Origin of the sequence: Bartonella tamiae Th239 (assembly GCF_000278275.1) — a bacterium.
GTDB classification, from domain to species: domain Bacteria; phylum Pseudomonadota; class Alphaproteobacteria; order Rhizobiales; family Rhizobiaceae; genus Bartonella; species Bartonella tamiae.
On the sequence record NZ_JH725147.1, the window covers coordinates 1,193,521 to 1,216,131 of the forward strand.

A 22,611-nucleotide genomic window follows, 5' to 3' on the forward strand; every position below is an offset into this window, starting at 1 on the left:
AATTAGCCAAATTGCTCTGGTAAATGATCATTTTCAACAAGATCAGTAAATCTTGTAAACTCAGCTTGGAAAGCAAGGCGTACAGTTCCTGTTGGACCATGACGTTGTTTGGCGACAATGACTTCAGCTTTGCCGAAAATCTCATCCATATCCGCTTGCCACTTTAAATGTTCTTCTCCTCCAAGCTTTGGTTCTTTATTTTTTAGATAATATTCTTCGCGATAAACAAATAAAACCACATCGGCATCTTGTTCGATCGAACCTGATTCACGCAAATCCGATAGTTGAGGACGTTTATCTTCACGCGATTCAACTTGACGTGAAAGCTGAGAGAGAGCGATGATGGGAACATTCAGTTCTTTTGCAAGTGCTTTTAAACCTGTCGTGATTTCAGTAATTTCTTGCACACGATTGTCTGATGCACGTTTTGAGCTACCTGTCATGAGTTGGACATAATCAATAATCAAGACATCTAATCCGTGCTGCCGTTTAAGGCGGCGTGCTCTTGCAGCCAATTGCGCAATAGAAATCCCCCCTGTTTGATCAATATAAAGTGGTGCTTTTTGCAATCGATTCATTGAGCGTAATAATTTTGCAAATTGATCTTCAGAAATATCGCCTCGGCGTATTTTTGACGATGAAACTTCTGCTTGTTCAGAAATGATACGCGTTGCCAATTGTTCTGAAGACATTTCAAGTGAGAAAAATCCAACCACACCGCCTTCATTCTCATCGTTTGAGTCTTTTCCGTCTTTCTTTTGAACGCAAGCATTGGCAATATTAAATGCTATATTTGTAGCCAATGAGGTTTTTCCCATCGCTGGACGTCCGGCCAATATGATAAGATCAGAGCGTTGCAAGCCGCCCATTTGTTCATCAAGTTTTTTAATATGTGTTGGAATTCCTGAAAGACGCGATGAGCGTTTTTTTGCAGCGCCCGCCATGTCAATGGCTTTTTGTATAGCATCTTTGAAACTTTCAAAACCTCCACCATATTTTCCTGTTTCTGCAAGGGTAAACAGTCGTTGTTCAACTGTCTCTATCTGTTCTGCGGGCGACAGATCCACAATGGAATCGAAGGCGGTATTAACAATTTGATTGCCCAAATCAATCAATGAACGGCGTGTATAGAGATCATAAATCACATGTCCATAATCTTCCGCATTGATAATCGTCACAGCTTCTGTGGTTAAACGAACAACATAATTATAAACAGTAATATCGCCGACTTTTTCTTCAGATGGCAAAAACGGTTTTATCGTAACTGGATCGGCTGTTTTGCCAAGCTTTATGGTTTCATTTAAGACGTCATAAATTTTTTGATGTAAAGGTTCAAAAAAATGAAAGGGCTTTAGAAAATCAGAAACACGATCAAGTGCATCATTATTAAACAAAATAGCCCCTAATAAGGCCTGTTCAGCTTCAATATTATGGGGAACCTGCCTAAAAGCAGGTGTTTCGTCGCTATGTTTTTGAGCAATATTAAGAAGTTTGGCTTCCACGTTGTGTCTTTCAGAAATATTAAATTACGCGCATTATAAGATATGAAACCTATAGCATATTTTCTGCTTTAAGGGATCTCGTTTCTTACTTTATAAAAATAAAATTAACTTATTATAAGTTTTTTTTAAAAGATTTATAAGCGTAATCGTATAAAAACGCGCTATTATTTTTTATCATAAAGCAGCATGCTTTATAAAAGCACACCATCTTTATTCTACTGTATTTTTTAACAAAGCTTCTCATCAGAATATGATTATACATTTTCTATTTTTTTAACGGATTTTGTTTTTTGAATTGGTGTTACTTTTTTTGTTGTACTGGTCCTTTTGGTTGTTCCAGTTTTAGCTGATGAAGCAGTTTTTTGTTTGGTTTTTGTTGGTTTCGTCGCCGTATTTTTTGTCGTTTTTACATCAGACGTTTTTGCTGTGCGCTGAGGGTTTTTATTGCTTGAAGCGGGTTTGATCGCTTTTGTCTGACGAGAATCATCTTTAACTGGCATTGGTTTTTTCTGATGATGAATTGTAAAAATATTCAATGTTGGATCATTGTCAATCTTACGCAATCGAACTTCTTCTTGCATGATATAATCGCGCGTTAAAGGTACTGCATCTTGTTTATGCGCAAGCTGGATCTGGAAATTCATCATACCTTGCCAACGAAAAGCGCTTTCAGAGGCAGCAAGATAAAAATCCCACATACGACAAAACCGTTCATCATATTGCGCTTTTGCTTCATCCCAATGCTCTAAAAATGCATAACGCCAAGCTTTTAACGTTTCGGCGTAATGCAATCTTAATATTTCAATATCGGTAATAACAAGACCACTTTTTTCAATTACAGGAATAACTTCTGATAAGGAGGGAATATAGCCACCGGGGAAAATATATTTGGCAATCCAAGGATTTGTTGCGCCAGGTTCTCCTGAACGGCCAATAGAGTGCAGTACAAAGCGACCATTGGGCTTCAGAAGACGTTTGGCATGACTAAAATATTCTTTGAAATGGCCAATGCCTACATGTTCAAACATGCCGACTGAAACTATTTTATCATATTGGTCATCAAGTGTACGATAGTCTTGTAAGAGAAATTTGGCTTGATGCTCTAATTTTGCATCTTTTGCACGTTGATTGGCAATCGTATGTTGTTCATGAGACAGAGTGACCCCTGTGACTTCAGCGCCAAGAATTTTTGCCATATAAAGACCAAGACCACCCCAACCGCAACCGATATCTAAAAGTTTTTCGCCTTTTTCAACTTGAAGTTTTGCTGCTAAATGACGCTTTTTGGCCAATTGTGCTTCATCAAGACTCATTTGTGGTGTTTCAAAATAAGCACAAGAATATTGCCGATCTGGATCAAGAAAGAGATCATAGAGTTCACTAGATAAATCATAATGATGACGGACATTGCGTGCAGAACGGTTAAGCGTATTCATTTGCGCGAAACGCTTGGTTGCTGTGCGCAAAAAAGAAAGCGCACGCATCCAGACTTGATTCTCTGCATTTTGCCCCGTGCTTTCAAAAATGACTTCGAGCAGTGAATATATATCCCCTGTGATAAATTCAAATCCACCCTCCATATAAGCTTCACCGAGCTTAAGTGCCGGGTCAAGAGCGACTTCACGTTCCCATTTTGTAGATGTGAAACGAATGTGTATCGGTGTACCTGTATTATCCCCAAACCGATAAGTGGCACCATTACTATCCGTTATTGAAAGATTGCCTTTAGAAATAATGTGGCCGGCAGCAGTTTTTAACAGTGCAAACATTTATATCGTCCCTATATATTCACTCTCTAAATCATTAACGCATAGTGCGCGTCCCAAATTAAATATTAAGAGAACTTATGATAAACTCAAGCGATCAAATGGCAGAAAATAAAAAAACACCCATTCTTTTGAATGGGTGTGTTCATTTTTTAGTGACTTTATAAAAAATTATATAATTTTATAGTTTTAAAAAGCTGTTTTTAATGAAAACGATTTATGAACGCGTTTTAATGTTTAATCGTCTTCAGATGCATTTTCTTCTTCAATTTCATCATCGATTTCTTCAGATAAAGGCTGTTCTTCAATACCATAAATCGCGTCAATTGATGTTAAATCTTCACCTGCTGCTTGTCGTTCAGCTTCATCTGTTGAACGAGCGATATTAATCGTAACGGTCACATCAACTTCTGGATGCAAGCTTAATGTGATTGTATGTAAGCCAATGGTTTTAATTGGATGATTAAGTTCCACTTGGTTGCGACCAACTGAAAATCCATCGGCAGTAATAATTTCAGAAATATCACGTGTAGAAACAGAACCATAAAGCTGCCCTGTTTCACCTGCAGAACGAACAACAATGAACGATTTGCCATCAAGTTTATCAGCAACCTGTTGTGCTTCATTTTTACGCTCAAGGTTACGTGCTTCTAGTTGTGCACGTTGTGATTCGAAATGTGTTTTATTGGCTGCGTTCGCACGAAGTGCTTTGCCTTGTGGCAAAAGAAAATTGCGTGCATAACCATCTTTAACGCTGACAACGTCGCCCATTTGTCCAAGGCGGGCGATACGTTCTAAGAGGATAACATCCATATTTTTTCCTTTCAAATAAAATAAGTTATTGTTGAAGTGTCTCTTTTTGATGCTGCAATGTGGCCCAAACGCCAAGCATTAGAAGAAGTATGGAGATTGGCACTGCAAAAACAAAGGTGAAAAGGGCAATATAAATAAACGTCAAAATGACTATACGCCCTTTAATTCCACGCGTTATATTGTGCAAATAAGCAAGACCGCTTATCGATATGACAAGAGAAAATGTTGCGTTAAATACGATTGCTATCAGGTCAATAAAGGGATTGATTTGAAAAAAACTGGCAATAAATGCCAAACCAAAAACCAAAAGCCCCACTTTAGGAAGACGAAAGTTTTTCGGCCAATCATCACGAGGACGTGCTAAGCGCTTCATTTTTTGCGCAGTTATTAAAGAAAAATAAAGGCTTACTAGAAGAAATATGAGACTATAAATAGCGATTACAAACGCTAAAAGAGGCACAAAATTGGCAATAAAACTATTTCTAAAATTTGTTATTTCTATTTCACTTAAAGAGAAATTCTGCTGTATTGTGTTGTTAAAAAGGGCAAAGACTTTTTCTGCTAAAACGGCCATTGAAGGATCGTTGAGAAAATACGCAGCCACTAAAATACAAATAATTGATACAAAACTTGTCAATAAAAAAATGGCATTAGAAAGCGGGTACCAATGTATCTTTTGGCTTTTATCATCTGTTTGAGCAAGCCCTAAAAGCCATGAAGCATAAACAGCAGGAAGAAAAAATAAAAATAAAAATCCAAGGCTAAAAGAAATATTACGGGCAATCGCAAAAATTATTGTCGCCGACATTAAAGCAATGATGCTCGATTTTGTTCCCCAGCCAAAAGCTACAACGAATATTGGCAAAGAGATAAAACAGCCTAATAATAATGAGAATGAAGGACTTAGAAAAAAAAGACTTGTCACAGCCATGCTTATAGCAGTGGTAATAAGTCCTGCAAGAATTCCTATGAGATTTCCTTGTTGATTGGCATGTGGCATTTTCGCTGTCCTGCAAAGCAGTTAGGGGCGTAATACGCTCCAACTTGAATAAATGAATGACATAAAATTTAAAAGATGACACTTTTATGGTTTATTAGTTTCGTAAAGTTTTCACGTGACTGAAATATCAGCCACGTGAAAACGTTTTAATTATTTAACAACATAAGGTAATAAACCTAAAAAACGTGCGCGTTTAATAGCTTTTGCAAGCTCACGTTGTTTTTTCTGGCTTACTGCTGTAATGCGTGAAGGAACAATTTTACCGCGTTCAGAAATATAACGCTGCAACAATTTTACGTCCTTATAGTCAATTTTAGGTGCATTAGGGCCTGTGAAAGGGCAAGTTTTGCGACGACGATGAAAAGGTCGACGTGCCGGCATTTGATTAACATCAACCATTATGCTTCTCCTTCAACAGTATCATCTTCACGTTGGCGACGTGGACGACGTGGACGTTCATCATCTTTTGAAAAACGCTCATCGCGATCACGGCGTGAAAGCATTGCAGATTGTCCTTCTTCATGTTGTTCAACACGAATTGTCATATAGCGCAAAATATCTTCGTTAATGCGCATTTGGCGCTCAACCTCTGAAATTGTTGCAGAAGGTGCATCAATATTCATTAAAGTATAATAAGCTTTACGATTTTTGCGGATACGATAGGTAAGGGTACGTAATCCCCAATTTTCAATACGTCCGACTGATCCACCATTGCTTTCAATGATTCCCTTGTAGTGTTCTACAAGCTGATCAACTTGCTGCTGTGAAATATCTTGTCGGGCAAGAAATACATGTTCATAAAGAGCCATTGTTTTGCCTTTCTTCTATTAATTTTGTCACATTTGACGCAGAGCCTCTGCGACTTGTCTTGTTGGAAAAAACCAAGAAGAAAGGGCGCAAAACTTCGAGACATTCGAGAGCGGAGACACGGGAGGCGTGAAGCATTTTGCTCCGTGTCGTTATTACGACCCTCCGTTCAACCCCCAGCCAAATATGACAGCGAATAAGGCTTCTTTACAGCGTGTTTATAAAAATGGCAAGCCTATTGATAAATATAACAAGGGGCGATGATAAAAATAGGTGATTCATGTAAAAAGATCAATATATTATAAGAATGTGATATGAAAATAGAACGCTAAACGTTTTGCATCGTGTTATTCACATTTTATTTTTTTCGTGACGGATAAGAATCACTCTTTATAAGATTATTAAAAATTGCGTTTTTGACATAAAAAACCAAACACTATATCGCAAATTATCAAAAAATAGCCTTAAAGCTTAAGAAGCGCCAGAAAATCTCTTTGAGTGAAATGATACTATGAATTTTTTAGAACACATTGATAATCAACTTTTTATGCTTATTACAGCCGATCAAAACACATGGACAGTAATAAGTTGGGTAGGAATTTTTTGTGCAAAATATCTAATTTATTTCATACCATTGCATTTAATTGTTTTGTGGCTACTAGGAGGTGAAATAGAAAGACGTGCAGCGATAGCTGTTTTAATTGCGGTGGTGGTAGGATTGGTTTGTAGTTTTCTGATTGGGCAGGTCGCTTTTCGTCCGCGTCCATTTGTCGTGGGTTTAGGTCGTGCGCTTATTCAACATAAGGAAAATGCCTCTTTTCCAAGCAATCACGCTTTAATCTTTGCGGCTTATAGTACTGTTTTATGTTGTTTTCATTATCGTAAAGCGTTTAAATTGGCCCTTATACTAGCATTATTGACATGTTGGGGGCGTATTTTTACAGGTGTTCATTATCCTTTCGATGTTTTAGGTGGTGTTATTTTAGGTATAATTATTACATTTTTCGTAGTTCGATATGCTCTTAGGTTTATTCCATCTTTTATCATTATGCTTCCTCCCTTAAAGCGGAGATAACGGATGAACAATTCTTGTGTGCTTGACTTACAACTCATTGTTTGGTCAAGAATTTTATAATGAGTTTTTAAACAATCCAGTTTTTAAACAAGGAGAAATTATTATGGTCGTTGCTTTTATATTTCCAGGTCAGGGCAGTCAGTCAGTGGGTATGGGAAAAACCTTAAGTGATAATTTTATTGAAGCGCGACAGGTTTTTGAAGAAGTGGATGATGCATTAGGAGAAAAACTGTCAACTTTAATGTTTGAAGGACCTGAAGAAACTTTAACTTTGACAGCAAATGCACAACCCGCCCTTATGGCTGTTTCAATGGCTATTATTCGTGTGATGGAAGCACAGGGTCTTGATATGAAATCAAAAGTTTCTTTTGTTGCTGGCCACTCTTTAGGGGAGTATTCTGCCCTTTGCGCGGCAGGTATGTTTAGCCTTGCGGATACAGCACGTTTGTTAAGACTGCGCGGTAACGCTATGCAAGAAGCTGTAGGCGTTGGTGAAGGGGCCATGGCAGCCATTATTGGATTGGATGAGCAATGCGTTGTGGAAATTTGTAGAAGCGTTTTGGGAGAGGGTATCTGCGAAATTGCCAATGATAATGGTGGCGGTCAATTGGTCATATCAGGCGAAACGGCTGCTGTAAAAAAAGCCGTTGAACGTGCTTCTGAAAAAGGTGCGAAAAGAGCACTTTTATTGCCCGTTTCTGCGCCATTCCATTCAAGTTTAATGCAACCTGCTGCAAATGCAATGAATGATGCCCTCCATGATGTCAATAAAACGGCACCTTGTGTACCACTTATTCCTAATGTAACGGTTGTGCCTGAAAATAATCCTAAAAGGATTATTGAATTATTGGTGCACCAAGTTACTGGACGTGTCAGATGGCGTGAAACGGTTGAGTGGTTTGGTTTAAATGATGTGGAAACACTTTTTGAAGTAGGTGCAGGTAAAGTTTTGACGGGCCTTACAAGACGAATTGACAAAAATCTCAATGCAATGACGGTTGGTCGTGGTGAAGAAATAGAAAATGCGTTGAAGACGCTAAAGGTATAATCGTAAAGGAAATAAAAATGTTTGAACTCAAAGGGCGTAAAGCACTTATAACGGGAGCAACAGGTGGTATTGGTGAGGCGATTGCACGTGCTTTACATGCGCAAGGGGCAATTGTTGGTTTGCATGGTACACGCGAAGAAAAACTAAAAAAATTGTCCGATGATTTAAAAAAGAATTCTTATATATTTCCAGCAAATTTATCTGATAGGCAAACGGTTAAAGCATTGGCGCAGGATGCAGAAAAAGAAATGGATGGTATTGATATTTTGGTCAATAATGCTGGTATCACGCGCGATGGTTTGTTTGTGCGCATGAGCGATGAAGATTGGGATAGTGTTTTGGCAGTTAATTTAACAGCGGTCTTTACATTAACGCGTGAATTGGCACATTCAATGATGCGTCGTCGATTTGGTCGTATTATAAATATTTCATCGATTGTTGGTGTGACTGGCAATCCAGGACAGACAAATTACTGTGCGACCAAAGCAGGTGTTATCGGTTTTTCGAAATCATTAGCACAAGAAATTGCCAGTCGTAATGTGACGGTGAATTCTATTGCTCCAGGATTTATCGAGTCGGCTATGACAGATAAGCTTAATGAGAAACAAACAGATACAATTATGTCAGCAATTCCGATGAAACGCATGGGGCAAAGTGAAGATATTGCCGCTGCTGCTGTTTATTTGGCAAGTGATGAGGCCTCTTTTATTACAGGTCAAACATTGCATATCAATGGTGGTATGGCGATGATTTAATCAATTTTTTATTTATTTTCATCATGAAGAGTAGCTATCTCAATTGCAGATCTTAAAATTGAAAATAAATATATGAAAAAATACCGTTGTTTTGGTGTTTTTTTGAAGATAACATGTAAGAAAAATTAAATATGTGTTAAAATTACTTTACGTGTGGCCGTTTACCATGGTAATGGCGGCGCTTGAATGCGATTTTTAAAATCGGTTCACTCCCGTAAAGGGATATTCACAGGATGCATTTTTACAAAATTGTTGAAATTGTATCTATTGCTTGATTAGATGACCCCGTGCCGTTAACTATGGCAGGGAAAACAATAAAAGTCGAGGATCCGACATGAGTGATACAGCAGAACGCGTCAAGAAAATCGTTGTTGAACATCTTGGTGTAGATGCAGATAAAGTAAGCGAAGGTGCAAGCTTCATCGATGATTTAGGCGCAGATAGCCTTGATACAGTTGAGCTGGTAATGGCTTTTGAAGAAGAATTCGGTGTAGAAATCCCCGACGATGCGGCAGAAACAATTCTGACCGTTGGCGATGCGGTAAAGTTCATCGACAAGGCTTCAGCATAATATTGTTTTAAAGACATAATTTTTAGTTTTGTCTTTAAAATCTCGCTATAATTTTGCCTCTATTGCACTTAAAATAATAAAGATTACATTAAAGATACTGCTGTTTAGAGTTTTATCTTGATCTTGTTGTCAAAGTTTTTTGTGTGATAGTTGGCAAATTATTTCATAAAATATCAATATAATTATTAAAGTCAGGGTTGGAAGCATGAGGCGTGTCGTCATTACCGGTATGGGATTGGTTTCTCCGTTGGCCGGCAATGTGGAGCATAGCTGGAGGCGCCTTCTTGAGGGTCGCAGTGGTGTTCGTCGCGTTAGCGAATTTGAAGTTGATGATCTTCCTTGTCAAATCGCGGCTCGTATTCCTTTAGGAGATGGCACAGAAGGTACTTTTAATGCCGATTTGCATATGGAGCCAAAAGAACAACGTAAAGTTGATCCTTTTATTATATATGCAATGGGTGCTGCCGATGAAGCCTTAACTGATGCTGGGTGGCATCCTGAAAGCGAAGAAGATCAGATTCGTACTGGTGTTATGATCGGTTCTGGTATCGGTGGTGTAGAAGGTATTGTAGAGGCAGGTTATACATTACGTGATAAAGGACCAAGACGTATATCTCCGTTTTTTATCCCTGGTCGTTTAATCAATTTGGCATCTGGATATGTTTCAATTAAACATCATTTGCGTGGCCCCAATCATTCTGTTGTGACAGCTTGTTCAACTGGATCACACGCTATTGGTGATGCCATGCGTCTTATTGCATTGGGTGATGCTGACGTTATGGTCGCAGGTGGCACAGAATCGCCTGTAAATCGTATTTCTTTAGCGGGTTTTGCAGCGTGTAAGGCTTTATCGACAAGTCGAAATAACGACCCTGAGCATGCGTCGCGTCCTTATGATACGGATCGCGATGGTTTTGTTATGGGTGAGGGTGCCGCATTACTTGTATTAGAAGAATTGGAACATGCTAAAAAGCGCGGTGCGCATATTTATGCCGAAGTAATTGGCTACGGTTTATCTGGTGATGCGTATCATATTACAGCACCTTCAGAAAGTGGAGAAGGAGCCCAACGTTGTATGGAATCTGCCATAAAGCGCGCAAATATTTCTGCTTCAGAAATTGATTATATTAATGCGCATGGTACATCAACAATGGCCGATACAATTGAGCTGAGTGCTGTTGAGCGTGTGATGGGTGATCATGCTTCTCATGTTACTATGTCGTCCACAAAATCTTCGATTGGTCATTTGTTGGGCGCAGCAGGAGCAGCTGAAGCCATTTTTAGTGTTTTGGCTATTCGTGATAATGTTGCGCCAGCAACGCTTAATCTGGACAATCCTTCTGTGGAAACAAAAATTGATCTTGTGCCCAAAACACCGCGTGAACGTAAAATTAATACGATTCTTTCCAATTCTTTTGGATTTGGTGGGACAAACGCGTCATTGGTTATACGCCGTTTTACCTAATAATCTAAGCTTGCGTATTTTTGCCTTATGGTCGCAACAGCGGCATGAAAAATATGAATCAGAGTGATATGTTCAGGGTTTTAATGCATGTCTGAAGACAAAAAGAAAACACCATCTACTCATGAGTCTTTCGAAAACGTTCATGATTATGCCTATCAAAACACAACAATAAAGAAAAAGCGATCGCGTTTAGCGCGGAATCCTTTGATTATTTTGGGGAATTTTTTTCTCATGCTTGTCATTATTGCCATTTTGGCAATTGGGATACCTGTTTATATCGGCAAAAACATGTTTGTCGCAGCAGGGCCTCAAGCAGAAGAAAAAACTATTCTTATTCGTTCCGGCTCTGGTATTCGCGAAATTGCTTCAATGTTAGAGGATCAAGGGTTAATTCGTTCCGCAGAAATTTTTGTTTATGGCGTTGGTTATAGTGATAAAGCGAAGTCTTTAAAAGCGGGTGAATATGCGATTCCTGCGCATGCATCTATGCAAACCATTATGCAAATACTTGTTGATGGAAAATCGATAGATTATACATTGACCATCCCTGAAGGCTTGACAGTTTGGCAGGTTTTTCAACGATTGAAAGAAAATGACATTTTAGTCGGAGAATTGCCATTAGAAATGCCTTCTGAAGGAAGTTTAATGGCGGAAACTATCCGCTTTACACGTGGCACGACGCGTGAACAAATTGTAAAACGTTTGCAAAATGGACAAACGCAATTAGTAGTCGATATTTGGTCTAAAAGAACATCAGATTTACCGTTAAACAACATCAATGAATTTATAACTTTAGCATCTATTGTTGAAAAAGAAACAGGTGTAGCAAGCGAACGACCACAAGTTGCTGCTGTCTTTTATAATCGATTAGCTGCAAATATGCGTTTACAGTCTGATCCAACAGTTATTTATGGTGTTTTTGGTGGTCAAGGTAAACCCTCTGATCGTCCTATCTATCGATCGGATTTAGATAAAGAAACGCCTTACAATACGTATAAGATTCATGGACTTCCTCCTACTCCCATTGCTATTCCCGGACGTGCTTCACTTGAAGCTGTCGCCAATCCACCTAAAAGCGATGCTTTTTATTTTGTTGCCGATGGTAAGGGTGGACATGTTTTTTCCAAAACATTGGATGAGCATAACACGAATGTGCGTAAATGGCGTGCATTACAGAATTCTCAATAAAGTTTATTAAAAAATTAATGTATTATACAAAAATAAAAAAACTTAATAAAATGAATTTTAATTATTCTGATGATTGATAATATGTAAAAGTATAATATTTTATAATTTAAGCGGTAAAGACTGACTATCTTAAAAATAAAGCACTATATATAAATTTATCAATCTTGATATAATTGTCAAATATAAGATGTAAATGTTTTTATAAATGTCTATAAGGACATCATACAGTCTTTTTATTTTTAAAAGACGTTTTTCATCATGGAAAAAGACATCAACAAAGCTCTAAGGAAAAAGTATGGTTGATAGAGTAAAACCAAATGAAACACTTATCGTAGAAAATAAAAGGCGTGGTGTTCTAATGGTTCTTTCTTCTCCATCTGGAGCAGGAAAATCAACCTTATCGCGTTTGCTTATCAATGACGGTCAATTAAAGCTTTCTGTTAGTGTAACAACGCGAAAAAAACGTCACAGTGAAGTTGATGGTATTCATTACCATTTTATTAGCGAAGAAGAATTTATCAAAAAGCGTGATAATGATGAGTTGATTGAATGGGCAAAAGTACATGGGAATTATTACGCAACATTGCGTGAAACAGTCGAAACAGCTTTAAAATCAGGAAGAGACATTTTATTTGATATTGATTATCAAGGTGCCGAGCAATTACAAAAAAAAATGCCTGATGATGTGGTTTCAATTTTTATACTTCCACCATCTATGCAAGAATTGCATTCCCGTCTTACGCGCCGTGCAGAAGATGATGCAAAAGTGATTGATTTAAGGCTAGAAAATGCACGGAATGAGATGCAACAATGGAATTCTTATGATTATGTTTTGATCAATAACGATCTTGAGCGTTCTTTTGACTCTATTAAATCTATTTATCATGCAGAAATTTTAAAACGAAAACGATGCTTGTATTTAGATGAATTTGTCAATAAATTGGTTGATGAAAACATTTTATTATAAAAAAGAAAATTAAATTCTTATTATTATTCAATACTATGGCATGAAACTTGTATGTGTTTTTGTGATAAATGATGACACATTAAAAGTCTTTTTTTAAATTGAATTCTCAATATTTTTTATAATAAGCCTATGTTTTAAACTAATTATAAAACTACCTGACAATTTTTTTAAATGATAAAAGAGATTTTATAATTTTAATCATGAACAATAGAAACTGTGTGACTTATTTATACTCAATTTTTATTGTTATAATGCGTTTGCAAGACTGACAAATTCTTCAACACTCAAAGTTTCCGCGCGTCTTGTTGTATCGATGTTTACTTTTTGTAATAAAGCTTCACCACCTAGTGATTTAAGGCTTTGTCGTAACATTTTTCGCCTTTGTCCAAATGCTGCCTTTGTGACATATTCGAGTTGTTTTTTATCACATTCTATGGGATTTTCTCGCGGTATAAGATGCACGATTGACGATGTTACTTTGGGCTGTGGTGTGAAAGCTTGGGCGGGAACATCAAAGGCTATTTTTGCATGTGTTCGCCATTGGGAGACGACGCTTAAGCGACCATAATGTTTCGTCTTTGGTTTTGCTATGATACGTTCAGCAACTTCTTTTTGAAACATTAATGTCATTGAGCAATAAAATGGTGTCCATTCATCACAGAGTAACCAATGTAATAGCAATTGCGTTCCTATATTATAAGGAAGATTCGCAATAATTCGTGGTTTTTGATCACCAGAAAAAAAATCGCGATATGATATATCTAAAGCATCTCCATGAATAATATTAAGCCGTGATGGATAAAGTGCTGCAATATCATTTAAGGCATTTAAACAACGTTCATCGCGTTCAATTGCTGTAACGATCGCTCCTTGCGCCAAAAGCGCGCGCGTTAATCCACCAGGACCAGGACCAATTTCTAAGACATGTTTATTTTTTAAATCACCTGCTTGTCTGGCAATTTTTGAGGTTAAATTGAGATCAAATAAAAAATTCTGCCCTAAAGATTTTTTGGGTTGCAGAGCGTAGTCATCGATAACTTGCCTTAAAGGTGGAAGCGTATCAATGGTCATAATGCATACTATTTTTGGTTAATTCATCTGCAAGTTTTAAAGCTGCGATGAAACTTTTTGGAGAAGCGATATTTTTATCTGCAATATCAAAAGCTGTGCCATGATCAGGGGAGGTGCGTATAAAAGGTAAACCAAGTGTAACATTAACAGTATCGTCAAACCCAATTGTTTTTACAGGAATTAAAGCTTGATCATGATACATACACAAAGCCACATCGTAATTGCACCGTGCTTTTTCATGAAATAGTGTATCTGCTGGTGCAGGACCACTGACAACAACTCCCTTTTTTTGTAAAATATCTATGGCAGGCATTATAATTGTATTTTCTTGCTTTCCCATAGCACCACCTTCGCCTGCATGTGGATTTAAGCCAGCGATGATAAGGCGTGGTTTCTCTATTCTAAACCGATATTTCATATCTTTTTCAGCAATTAATGCCGTTTCAACAATGGTTTTAGTTGTTAAGACTTTAGGAACTTGATCAAGTGCAATATGAACAGTTATAGGAATAGTACGCAAATTTGGACCTGCAAGCATCATTACAGGTTTAAAAGTTTTGTGATGGTAGCGTTTAGCAAGATAAGCAAGAAATTCGGTATGTCCTGGAAAAGTGAATTCTGCTTCATAGAGTGTCTGTTTTGAAATAGGACATGTCACAAGACCACTTGCACGACCATTAATCACATATTCAACGCTACGCTCTATAGATTCAATAATACCACGCGCGTTATTTTTTGAAGGCAGTGCTATTTGATCAATTTGACTGTTTTTTAAAGACACTATCGGCAATGCTGTGGGAAATACAGACAGTGTTTGTTCCGCTGTAATTTTTTGTATTGGAACATCAAGTTGTAAAAATGCAATTCGTTTTTTAATAAGAGCAGGATCTACAATGACAAAAAAAGGCGGTAACTTTAACGAATGTCGTAAAAGCCACGCTTTTAATACTATTTCAAGACCAATACCTGACGGATCGCCTGAACTGATAACAAGCGGCTTCATTAAGGCGTTTTAATGCGAGCAGAAGCACGCAATTCTTTCATATATTTATCACTCAGATCTGCTGCTTTGGCTTGCCCACCTTTTTTGCTGTCTTCAATGGAATAAACGAGCTGTGCAACTTTGTCGTCTGATACTTTTTTAATTTCACAAACAGCAAGCGCTTCCACTCCGCGTTTTGTTTCTATCGGAGGTGTCATTTTACCCACTGGTGTCGAACGTACTGCTTTGTCCCATTCTTCTGGCAACTGAGGTTCTAATATACGGCCTAAATTACGCACTGTAACATCAAGCATAGTCGTCGATTGTTGCTTTAAATTATTACATCCGTTAAATTTCGCCCGAAAATTATTGGCATCTTGTTTGCGCTTACCAATTATTGAAGCACGCTTATTAGCTGGCACAACAAATATAACCTGCTGTAAAGAATATTCATTCGTTGAAGGTTTTTTGCCGCCATTCTTAATCATGCGCTGTACAGCTTCTTGCTCGCTAATAAGCCCATTTTCTGATTGATATCGTGCACTGACTAGTTGTCCCCAACCCATTTGCACACCAATATAAGTTTTAAAATGTTCAGCTGTAATACCTGCTTGTGCTAACATTTGAGTAAGTTGATCAATTGTTAAATTGTTTTGTTGAGCAAAACCCGCATATGCATTATTGACATCATCATCATTAATTTTAATATTGCGACGTTTTATTTCAACTCTCTTCAGCATTTCATCAATTAATTCTTCTTTTGCCAAGGCATTTAAATTGCCTTTACGTTGCTGAAGTTTTAAAAATGCTGCACGTTTTCTAACATCATTATTGGTAATGGCATTACCATTCACAATAACAGCGACAGTTGCTTGCGCATAAGATTTGGACATTAAAAGTGCTTGAGATGATAAACATATTATCCCAATCATGGCTGCCATTAAAAAAGTTTGTGCGCAAATTCTTACTGATTTCATTATATTCGCTCTCGCGTTTTGTACTCAATCATAATTCTAAAATACATTATAACCAATTTATTGCGTCAAAAAAATGACATACCTTATCGCTCTTTAATAAAGTGTAACAGGGATCCACTTATAATGTCTGACCGAAATCAGCAATTGTTCTAAAGGAAAGCATGAAACCAAATTTATGAGAAGGCTCATTTTCCCAAGGATTGCGTGTTTGTTCATAACCGACTGTAAAACCAAAACATTCATCAAGATAATTCAGTCCTGTTCCTGTTTTAACAAATGTATCTGAAACAAGATCATAACTTGTATTGGCTGTTATTGACCAATAATTGGCAAATTTAAAGCCACCCTGAACGCTGACTTCTTGTCTATCTTGTGAATAACCATAGGTGGGTTGACTTTGAATATAGGCATATTGTGATGAAGCCCATACACGTGACCAATTTTGCGAAACTTCAATTTCTCCACGACGAACGGCTCCCGTTTCTTCATCAAAACGACCGCGTGAGGCAATTGCAAATCCTTTTTGATTACTTGCTCCAACCATTGCGACATAATCTGAACGGGCTGTTTCTAAGCCTGAATCAGACCCAACACCAACAAAATCTCTTTGTTGGTAGGAGTTTTTTCCTGCCAATTGAAAGGATTGACCTGCAAGTGCATGAAGTGACCAACCATTGTTTAAATTGCCCGAATAACGAATGCCCACATTGGCACGCGTTCCACCTTCAACACGATCATAACCAGAAAATTTGTCCCGTTGAAATAAAGTGGTCGCATCAAATACAAAGCTTTGTGCATCTTCATTTGGAAGACGTCCTGCGTATTGTTCATTGTTACGAATAAAAATTTGCGCCATTGGTTCTAGTATATGCGTTGAGTTTCCAGCGGTAAATAAAAGTGGGTAACGCAGCTCTAAACCTGCTGTTGCCATGCCACGAAACGCATCTGAAGCAATGTCAACATTGGTATAATGATTTGAACGACTATAACCGTTATAATTCCCGTCAGCATTTGTTGTGATACCATCACCGCGCAAGGCCACTATAGGTGTTAAGACCAACCCACCTTGTGTAATAAAACTACGCTTCCAAGAAACATCGGCGGTTAAGCGTCCACTATAACCAGCCATACCTGCAAGGCGGGGCGAATTAAGAGCAACGCCTTGCCAATCAGCAAAAGCAAAATCAGCTCTATCGCGATAAATTGATTGTAAATTTGCATTAAATGTTAATTCGCCGCCAAATACTGATTCTTCAGGTGTGAAAGAATAATCCAAACGTGGAAGAACCCAAGGTTGACGCGAATTGCGTTCATTAGGGCTATTTTTTAACATCGAATCTTGAACTTCGAAATGATAAAAGCGCATATCAAAATAATTTCGACCTGAAAGCCCTGTTAAATAAATTTGCGAACGCACAACATCTTCTTTATAGCCTTCTAGATCATACGTACGGCTAAAATTTCTATCTGATTGTGCAAGTATATCCCAACCATATGTCCAACTGGAATTAATATTAAAATTACCTTTGGTTGAAACCATATAGCGATTATCTTGGTGGCGGTCTATCGTGGCGTAATCAAAATCATCTGGGTTAATCTGATAGATATGGGCAAAACGAATATTATAAGTGCCATTCTCAAGACGATGACGCCATTCACCTTCTGTCAAAAGCCCTTGATTGGTAAAACCGGTTGCAGATAAAGTAAAATCATAATTTGGTGCTAAATTCCAAAAATAGGAATTACGTACTCCAAAACCAAGATTATTTTTATAACTGAACTCTGGTGCTAGAATGCCCGATTTTCTTTTTACAGTAGGATCAGGCATTTCAAATACGGGAAACCATGCTACCGGAACACCAAATATTTCAAAACGGCTATTTTCAAAACGCATTGTCTTTGTTTCACCATTCCAAATAATGCGTTTGGCTTTGACTTGCCAAAGAACTTCTCTATCGGGTTTTTGATAGCATGGTTCACACGCTGTATAGGCGCCGTTATTAAAAACAGTCATTTGTCCAGCACTGCGTTCTGCACTTTCAGCCGCAAAACGGGTGTTATCAGCGGTTTCTGCGCGTAAAGAATTGACAAATCCTTCACCCAGATCTTCAGTCATATCTATTTTATCAGAATATATTTTGCTGCCATCAGCTTGGACAATCTCAACCTCGCCTTCAGCCATAACACGACCAGTCGCTTGATTATAAGTGACCTTTTTAGCAACAATACGATTACCATCATATTCAATTTGAACATTGCCCCGCGCCGTAATTGTGTTGACATCGCGATCATATATGAGTTCGTCCGCAGCTAAAAGCATACGTGCTTCTTTATTGCTCTCACGATCAGCATTGATGACATTGAGATTTTGAGCAAAATTTGGCTGCGTAAAAGCAAAACCAAACATAAAGCTAAGCGCTGTTGAAAGAGCATAAGCCTTTAGATTTTTTGAAATTTTAACTTCTTTTATCAATTGTGTCACCTAGCCGTCCTCCTTCTGTAAAAGAAAGGAGATACCAATAAATAAAGCAATAACTACAGGAACCCAAGCAGCCACAACAGGAGGAACATATCCTGCTTTACCAAATGCCTGCACAAGTACCGAAACTACATAAAGCACGAAGCCGGCAATGATACCACCCAAAATTAACGTTCCTGACTGACCAAAGCGCACAAATTTTAAAGAAACCGTTGCAGCAATCAAGGTCATCGCGATTAATAATGCCGGAAGTGCTACCAAAGATTGTAGCTGCATGTCAAAGGCATTTGCTGAGTAACCAAATGATCGAGCAACCTCTATTTTTTTTGGTAAATCATAAAATGGTATGGTTGCAGGATCAGCTAATCGCTCTTCTAAAAATTCAGGTCTTAATCGTGTTTGTACCGTTAATTTATCAAATTTTTCAGGCTCTTGACCTGCTTTATAGCGCGTTCCATTTGTAAGAATCCACGCACCGTTTATAAGGCTTGCTTTGGGACTATTAATCCAATCTTTAACACTACCATCATCATTATATTGAACAAAGGTTGTATTGATAAGGGTGAGACCGGAATCAGTAACAGATTTTGCACCTATGGTTGTAATGCCAAAATCTGTGCGCTGTGTTAACCATGGTATACGATTGCTGTCTGTGGATAACTGTGTATTTTCCCCACGCCAATTGGCAAGAAGATTTTCTGATTGAGCAGTTCCCCAAGCGGCCAATGGATTGATAATAATGACTCCAAATAAACCAAACAAAAAAGCGCCAAAACAAGCGGGCATTAAAAATTGCCATGCTGAAACACCTATAGATCGCGCAATAACAAGTTCTAATTTGCGATTAAGAGAAATTAAGGTTGCCATGGCAGAAAAAAGTGCGACAAAAGGAAAAAGTTGCTGCATTATAAAGGGAATGCGCAAAGCTGAAACGCTTAAGGCGCCAAGCGCAGAATAGCCTGGAAGTCGAGATAATCGCGCGGCATTTTCAGTAAAATCCATCAATAATGCCAAAATAAAAATACCGAGTAAAAAATAAATGGTAATTTTTACATAACGGAGAAAAAAGTAGCGACCAAGTGTCCATCCAATCATTGTGGATCTCCATTTTTTGAAGACTGAGGCGATTGGAATATTGTTTTTATTCTATCAACTAAGCGTAATAACTTATCATTTAAAAATTTGGGTAGTTTGAATGTTTTATTCGTGAAAAACATAAATGAAATAACACCACAAACCCCAAGCGGTATAAGATAGAGTAAAGGTATATAAGCCAAATCATTATCGGCGCGGTCGCCAAAATAATAGCCCAACCAGTAAATCAGAAGAGATACAGAAATCGCTGTGAAAGATGCAGAAATTCGTGCCTGGCGGTGGGATTTTGCATCACCTGCAACCGCCAAAGCGACAAAGGCAAAGACTAACGGATAGAGCCATTCTGTAAAGCGTCGATGAAGTTCAGCTGTATATTGTAAAGGACGTCTTTGATAATGACTATCATTAATATCGGGATTCATGAGATAGGCTAGTGGGCGATCTTTTGGAAAAATAGTGGGCGTTCCATCACTTGCTGTAAATTCGCCTAAATCAAAACTATAAGAGCCAAACTTGATAATTGATACATCACCAGTTTGGTTGTCGCGACGTTGTACTTCTCCATTGTTAAGAACAAGATAATCGCTGTGATTATTGCTTATAACAGCACCTTCAACTGCATAATAATATAGATCTATATTAGGATCACGCTGATCAGCAATAAAAAGCCGTCCTATGGTGCCATCATCGTGTCTTTCGCCAATCTCCATATATAAATTTGTTGTAAGTTCTCTAAAATTGCCTTCCTGAATAAAAACATTGATCAAGTCAGAATGTGCAGTCGCAAGCATATCGCGCATTGTATGTCGCGCTTGCGGCGTTACAAAATTAGCAATAGCAAAAGATAGGATTGATACGATGAGTGCTAATAAAAGTACTGGTTTCCAAACTGTAAAGCGAGGAGCTCCTGAGGCATTAATAACAACAAGTTCAGAATCTTGATTCATTGTGGATAAAACTTGTGTCACAGCGATCACCAGAGCGAAAGGAATAACCAATGGAATTGAAGAAGGTATGAATAAAGACGAAAATTTTAAAACGGTGAAGAATGTTTGCTCACTGGTTGTTAGAAAGTTGATTCGTGCCAAAACTTGAACGGTCCAGCTAATGCTAACCGACGCCAAGAGTATGGCCGTGAAGAGAATAAAAACACGCCGCAGGATGTATAACTCTATAATGCGCATATACGATTGTCACACACTCATAAAAAATCGATATAAGAATTTATATCATTCATTATAAAAAATAAATTAGCTTTGTTATCCTATCGCATATCATAATGGGGCTAACAAGAGACAAAAAAAATAGTTGATAGAAACTTAATTTTTAAAGTATTTTGCCACAAATCATTATTACTTTCCAAGAGTCATGAAGATAACATTTTATAAAAGAGTAAAAAAATCCTTTATATCAATGTCATTGTGTGTAATTTTTGACAGTGCTTTATAAAACTAAAATTTAGGCTTGAGATATGAAATCATAAATTTATTTCGTTAGAACTCATCTTAAATGGAGAGTTTTTTGTAAAACATTATAGCAAGTCAACCAATAAGGATTATTCGATGTCAAAATCTATAAAAATTGAAACCAGTGCTATTTCCGCGCCTAAAAAAGGTACTTTGGTTGTACTAGTTAATGAAAAAAAACAGGTTGCTTTTGAAGTTGAAAAAATTGTTGGAAAAGCTTTGATTGATAGAACACAATCTGTGCGAAATTTTAAGGCAAAGCCTTTTACGTTTATTGATACTCTATCTGACAATAAAAAAGGTTTTAATCGCTTGGTCATTATGAGTGTTGGTGAGGTTGCTCAATTAAAAAATGATGATTGGTTAAAATTAGGTGGTGTTGCACGTACAGCCTTAAGTGATGACACAGACGCGACGATTTGCTTAACGGTTGCAGGAGAAAAAATTGATTCTTGTGCAATTGTCGATTTTTTTACAGGAATATATTTACAAAATTATCGTTTTGACACTTATAAAACCAATAACGGTAAAGAGAAAAAGAAAAAAAAGAATTTAGACATAACCATTCAATTAGAAGATTTTGATGCGGGTAAAAAATTAATAGAAAATGCGGGTCATATCAGTAGTGCAATTATTCTTGCGCGTGATTTGGTTAATGAGCCAGCTAATGTTTTAGGACCTAAAGAATTTACAGACCACGTTCAAAAGCTTAAAAAACTTGATGTGAAAGTTGAGTTGTTGAACGAAAAAGATATGGAAAAGCTTGGAATGAACGCGTTGTTAGGCGTTGCGCGCGGTTCAAGACGGCCACCTTATCTTGCCATTATGCATTGGCAAGGCGGTAAAGCGAAAGAAAAGCCTCTCGCCTTTGTTGGCAAAGGTGTGGTTTTCGATTCAGGCGGTATTTCTTTAAAACCTGGTGCGGGGATGGAAGATATGAAGGGCGATATGGGAGGGGCCGCTGCCGTCGCTGCTCTCATGATGGTTCTTGCATCTCGTAAAGCACCAGTCAATGTTGTCGGTGTCATTGGTTTGGTTGAAAATATGCCAGACGGTGATGCACAACGTCCCGGTGATATTATCAAATCTATGTCAGGACAAACAATTGAAGTGATCAATACTGATGCCGAAGGACGTTTGGTTTTGGCGGATGCGCTTTGGTATACAAAAGAACGTTTTAAACCCAAAGCAATGATTAATCTTGCAACACTTACAGGAGCGATCATTGTTGCTTTAGGAACTGAACATGCTGGACTTTTCAGCAATAATGATGATGTGGCACAACAACTTTTTGATGCGGGTCAAAAAACAGGTGAAAAAGTCTGGCGAATGCCATTAAGTCAGACTTATGATAAAATGGTGGATTCTCAATTTGCAGATATGCGCAACAGTTGTGGTCGTTATGCAGGTTCTATTACCGCTGCACAATTTTTAAAAAGATTTGTTGCTGATATTCCTTGGGCTCATCTTGATATAGCAGGAACGGCGATGGCCTCGCCAAAAAATGAGTATAATCAATCTTGGGCATCGGGTTTTGGTGTGCGCTTGCTTGATCGCTTTGTCAAAGATAATTATGAGAGCTGA

The 22,611-nt window shown here is 37.8% G+C and carries 19 protein-coding genes and 1 pseudogene; 8 read left to right on the top strand and 12 right to left on the bottom strand.

The annotated features are described in order from the left end of the window. Positions 1 to 2 precede the first annotated feature (2 nt). The 6 genes and pseudogenes from ME5_RS05335 to rpsF all read right to left on the bottom strand — a co-directional run bounded on the left by ME5_RS05335 (position 3) and on the right by rpsF (position 5,890). Complete coding sequence (locus ME5_RS05335; protein WP_008039143.1) at positions 3 to 1,502, bottom strand: replicative DNA helicase; 1,500 nt, start codon at positions 1,500 to 1,502, stop codon at positions 3 to 5. A 539-nt stretch (positions 1,503 to 2,041) separates the two neighbouring features. After that, positions 2,042 to 3,271, bottom strand: a pseudogene (locus ME5_RS05340) (cyclopropane fatty acid synthase); the annotation flags it as partial. Positions 3,272 to 3,505: 234 nt separating this feature from the next. After that, the gene (rplI, locus tag ME5_RS05345; protein ID WP_008039145.1) at positions 3,506 to 4,081 is read right to left on the bottom strand and encodes a 50S ribosomal protein L9; all 576 of its coding nucleotides are present in this window, start codon (positions 4,079 to 4,081) and stop codon (positions 3,506 to 3,508) included. A 25-nt stretch (positions 4,082 to 4,106) separates the two neighbouring features. Next, positions 4,107 to 5,081, bottom strand: a complete 975-nt coding sequence (locus ME5_RS05350; protein ID WP_008039146.1) for a hypothetical protein — start codon at positions 5,079 to 5,081, stop codon at positions 4,107 to 4,109. A gap of 150 nt (positions 5,082 to 5,231) precedes the next feature. Then, a complete protein-coding gene (rpsR, locus tag ME5_RS05355) occupies positions 5,232 to 5,480 on the bottom strand; it encodes a 30S ribosomal protein S18 (RefSeq protein WP_008039147.1) in 249 nt (82 codons plus the stop codon). Then, positions 5,480 to 5,890 (bottom strand): 30S ribosomal protein S6, encoded by a 411-nt coding sequence (gene rpsF, locus ME5_RS05360; protein ID WP_008039148.1) that lies wholly within the window; start codon positions 5,888 to 5,890, stop codon positions 5,480 to 5,482. Before rpsF ends, rpsR begins: the two co-directional genes overlap by 1 nt. A gap of 509 nt (positions 5,891 to 6,399) precedes the next feature. On the opposite strand from rpsF, the gene ME5_RS05365 reads away from it, so the two are divergent. The 7 genes from ME5_RS05365 (at position 6,400) to gmk (ending at position 12,957) form a co-directional block, all read left to right on the top strand. Then, positions 6,400 to 6,963 (top strand): undecaprenyl-diphosphatase, encoded by a 564-nt coding sequence (locus ME5_RS05365; RefSeq protein ID WP_008039149.1) that lies wholly within the window; start codon positions 6,400 to 6,402, stop codon positions 6,961 to 6,963. A 103-nt stretch (positions 6,964 to 7,066) separates the two neighbouring features. Then, positions 7,067 to 8,011 carry an ACP S-malonyltransferase gene (gene fabD, locus ME5_RS05370; protein WP_008039150.1) on the top strand — a complete coding sequence of 315 codons (945 nt, stop codon included), beginning with the start codon at positions 7,067 to 7,069 and terminating at the stop codon, positions 8,009 to 8,011. A 17-nt stretch (positions 8,012 to 8,028) separates the two neighbouring features. Beyond that, positions 8,029 to 8,766, top strand: a complete 738-nt coding sequence (gene fabG, locus ME5_RS05375) for a 3-oxoacyl-[acyl-carrier-protein] reductase (RefSeq protein WP_008039151.1) — start codon at positions 8,029 to 8,031, stop codon at positions 8,764 to 8,766. Positions 8,767 to 9,100: 334 nt separating this feature from the next. Further along, positions 9,101 to 9,337 (top strand): acyl carrier protein, encoded by a 237-nt coding sequence (locus ME5_RS05380; RefSeq protein ID WP_008039152.1) that lies wholly within the window; start codon positions 9,101 to 9,103, stop codon positions 9,335 to 9,337. 205 nt (positions 9,338 to 9,542) lie between these two features. Further along, the gene (gene fabF / locus ME5_RS05385; protein WP_008039153.1) at positions 9,543 to 10,802 is read left to right on the top strand and encodes a beta-ketoacyl-ACP synthase II; all 1,260 of its coding nucleotides are present in this window, start codon (positions 9,543 to 9,545) and stop codon (positions 10,800 to 10,802) included. Positions 10,803 to 10,889: 87 nt separating this feature from the next. Then, the gene (mltG, locus tag ME5_RS05390; RefSeq protein WP_008039154.1) at positions 10,890 to 11,990 is read left to right on the top strand and encodes an endolytic transglycosylase MltG; all 1,101 of its coding nucleotides are present in this window, start codon (positions 10,890 to 10,892) and stop codon (positions 11,988 to 11,990) included. A gap of 295 nt (positions 11,991 to 12,285) precedes the next feature. Further along, positions 12,286 to 12,957 (top strand): guanylate kinase, encoded by a 672-nt coding sequence (gene gmk, locus ME5_RS05395; protein WP_008039155.1) that lies wholly within the window; start codon positions 12,286 to 12,288, stop codon positions 12,955 to 12,957. 246 nt (positions 12,958 to 13,203) lie between these two features. Here gmk and rsmA read toward each other — a convergent pair whose 3' ends face one another. The 6 genes from rsmA to lptF all read right to left on the bottom strand — a co-directional run bounded on the left by rsmA (position 13,204) and on the right by lptF (position 20,745). Beyond that, on the bottom strand, positions 13,204 to 14,028 hold the full coding sequence (rsmA, locus tag ME5_RS05400) for a 16S rRNA (adenine(1518)-N(6)/adenine(1519)-N(6))-dimethyltransferase RsmA (protein WP_008039156.1): 825 nt from the start codon (positions 14,026 to 14,028) through the stop codon (positions 13,204 to 13,206). Next, positions 14,018 to 15,031: a 4-hydroxythreonine-4-phosphate dehydrogenase PdxA gene (gene pdxA, locus ME5_RS05405; RefSeq protein WP_008039157.1), complete on the bottom strand. Its 1,014-nt coding sequence runs from the start codon at positions 15,029 to 15,031 to the stop codon at positions 14,018 to 14,020. The genes rsmA and pdxA overlap by 11 nt, the downstream gene beginning before the upstream one ends. Next, positions 15,031 to 15,987, bottom strand: a complete 957-nt coding sequence (locus tag ME5_RS05410; protein ID WP_008039158.1) for a peptidylprolyl isomerase — start codon at positions 15,985 to 15,987, stop codon at positions 15,031 to 15,033. Before ME5_RS05410 ends, pdxA begins: the two co-directional genes overlap by 1 nt. 118 nt (positions 15,988 to 16,105) lie before the next feature. Continuing rightward, complete coding sequence (locus tag ME5_RS05415; RefSeq protein ID WP_008039159.1) at positions 16,106 to 18,469, bottom strand: LPS-assembly protein LptD; 2,364 nt, start codon at positions 18,467 to 18,469, stop codon at positions 16,106 to 16,108. Then, positions 18,470 to 19,561, bottom strand: a complete 1,092-nt coding sequence (gene lptG / locus ME5_RS05420) for an LPS export ABC transporter permease LptG (protein WP_008039160.1) — start codon at positions 19,559 to 19,561, stop codon at positions 18,470 to 18,472. Continuing rightward, positions 19,558 to 20,745 (bottom strand): LPS export ABC transporter permease LptF, encoded by a 1,188-nt coding sequence (gene lptF / locus ME5_RS05425; protein WP_008039161.1) that lies wholly within the window; start codon positions 20,743 to 20,745, stop codon positions 19,558 to 19,560. The genes lptG and lptF overlap by 4 nt, the downstream gene beginning before the upstream one ends. Positions 20,746 to 21,123: 378 nt before the next feature. Here lptF and ME5_RS05430 point away from each other — a divergent pair, with 378 nt between their 5' ends. Continuing rightward, positions 21,124 to 22,611, top strand: a complete 1,488-nt coding sequence (locus tag ME5_RS05430; protein ID WP_008039162.1) for a leucyl aminopeptidase — start codon at positions 21,124 to 21,126, stop codon at positions 22,609 to 22,611.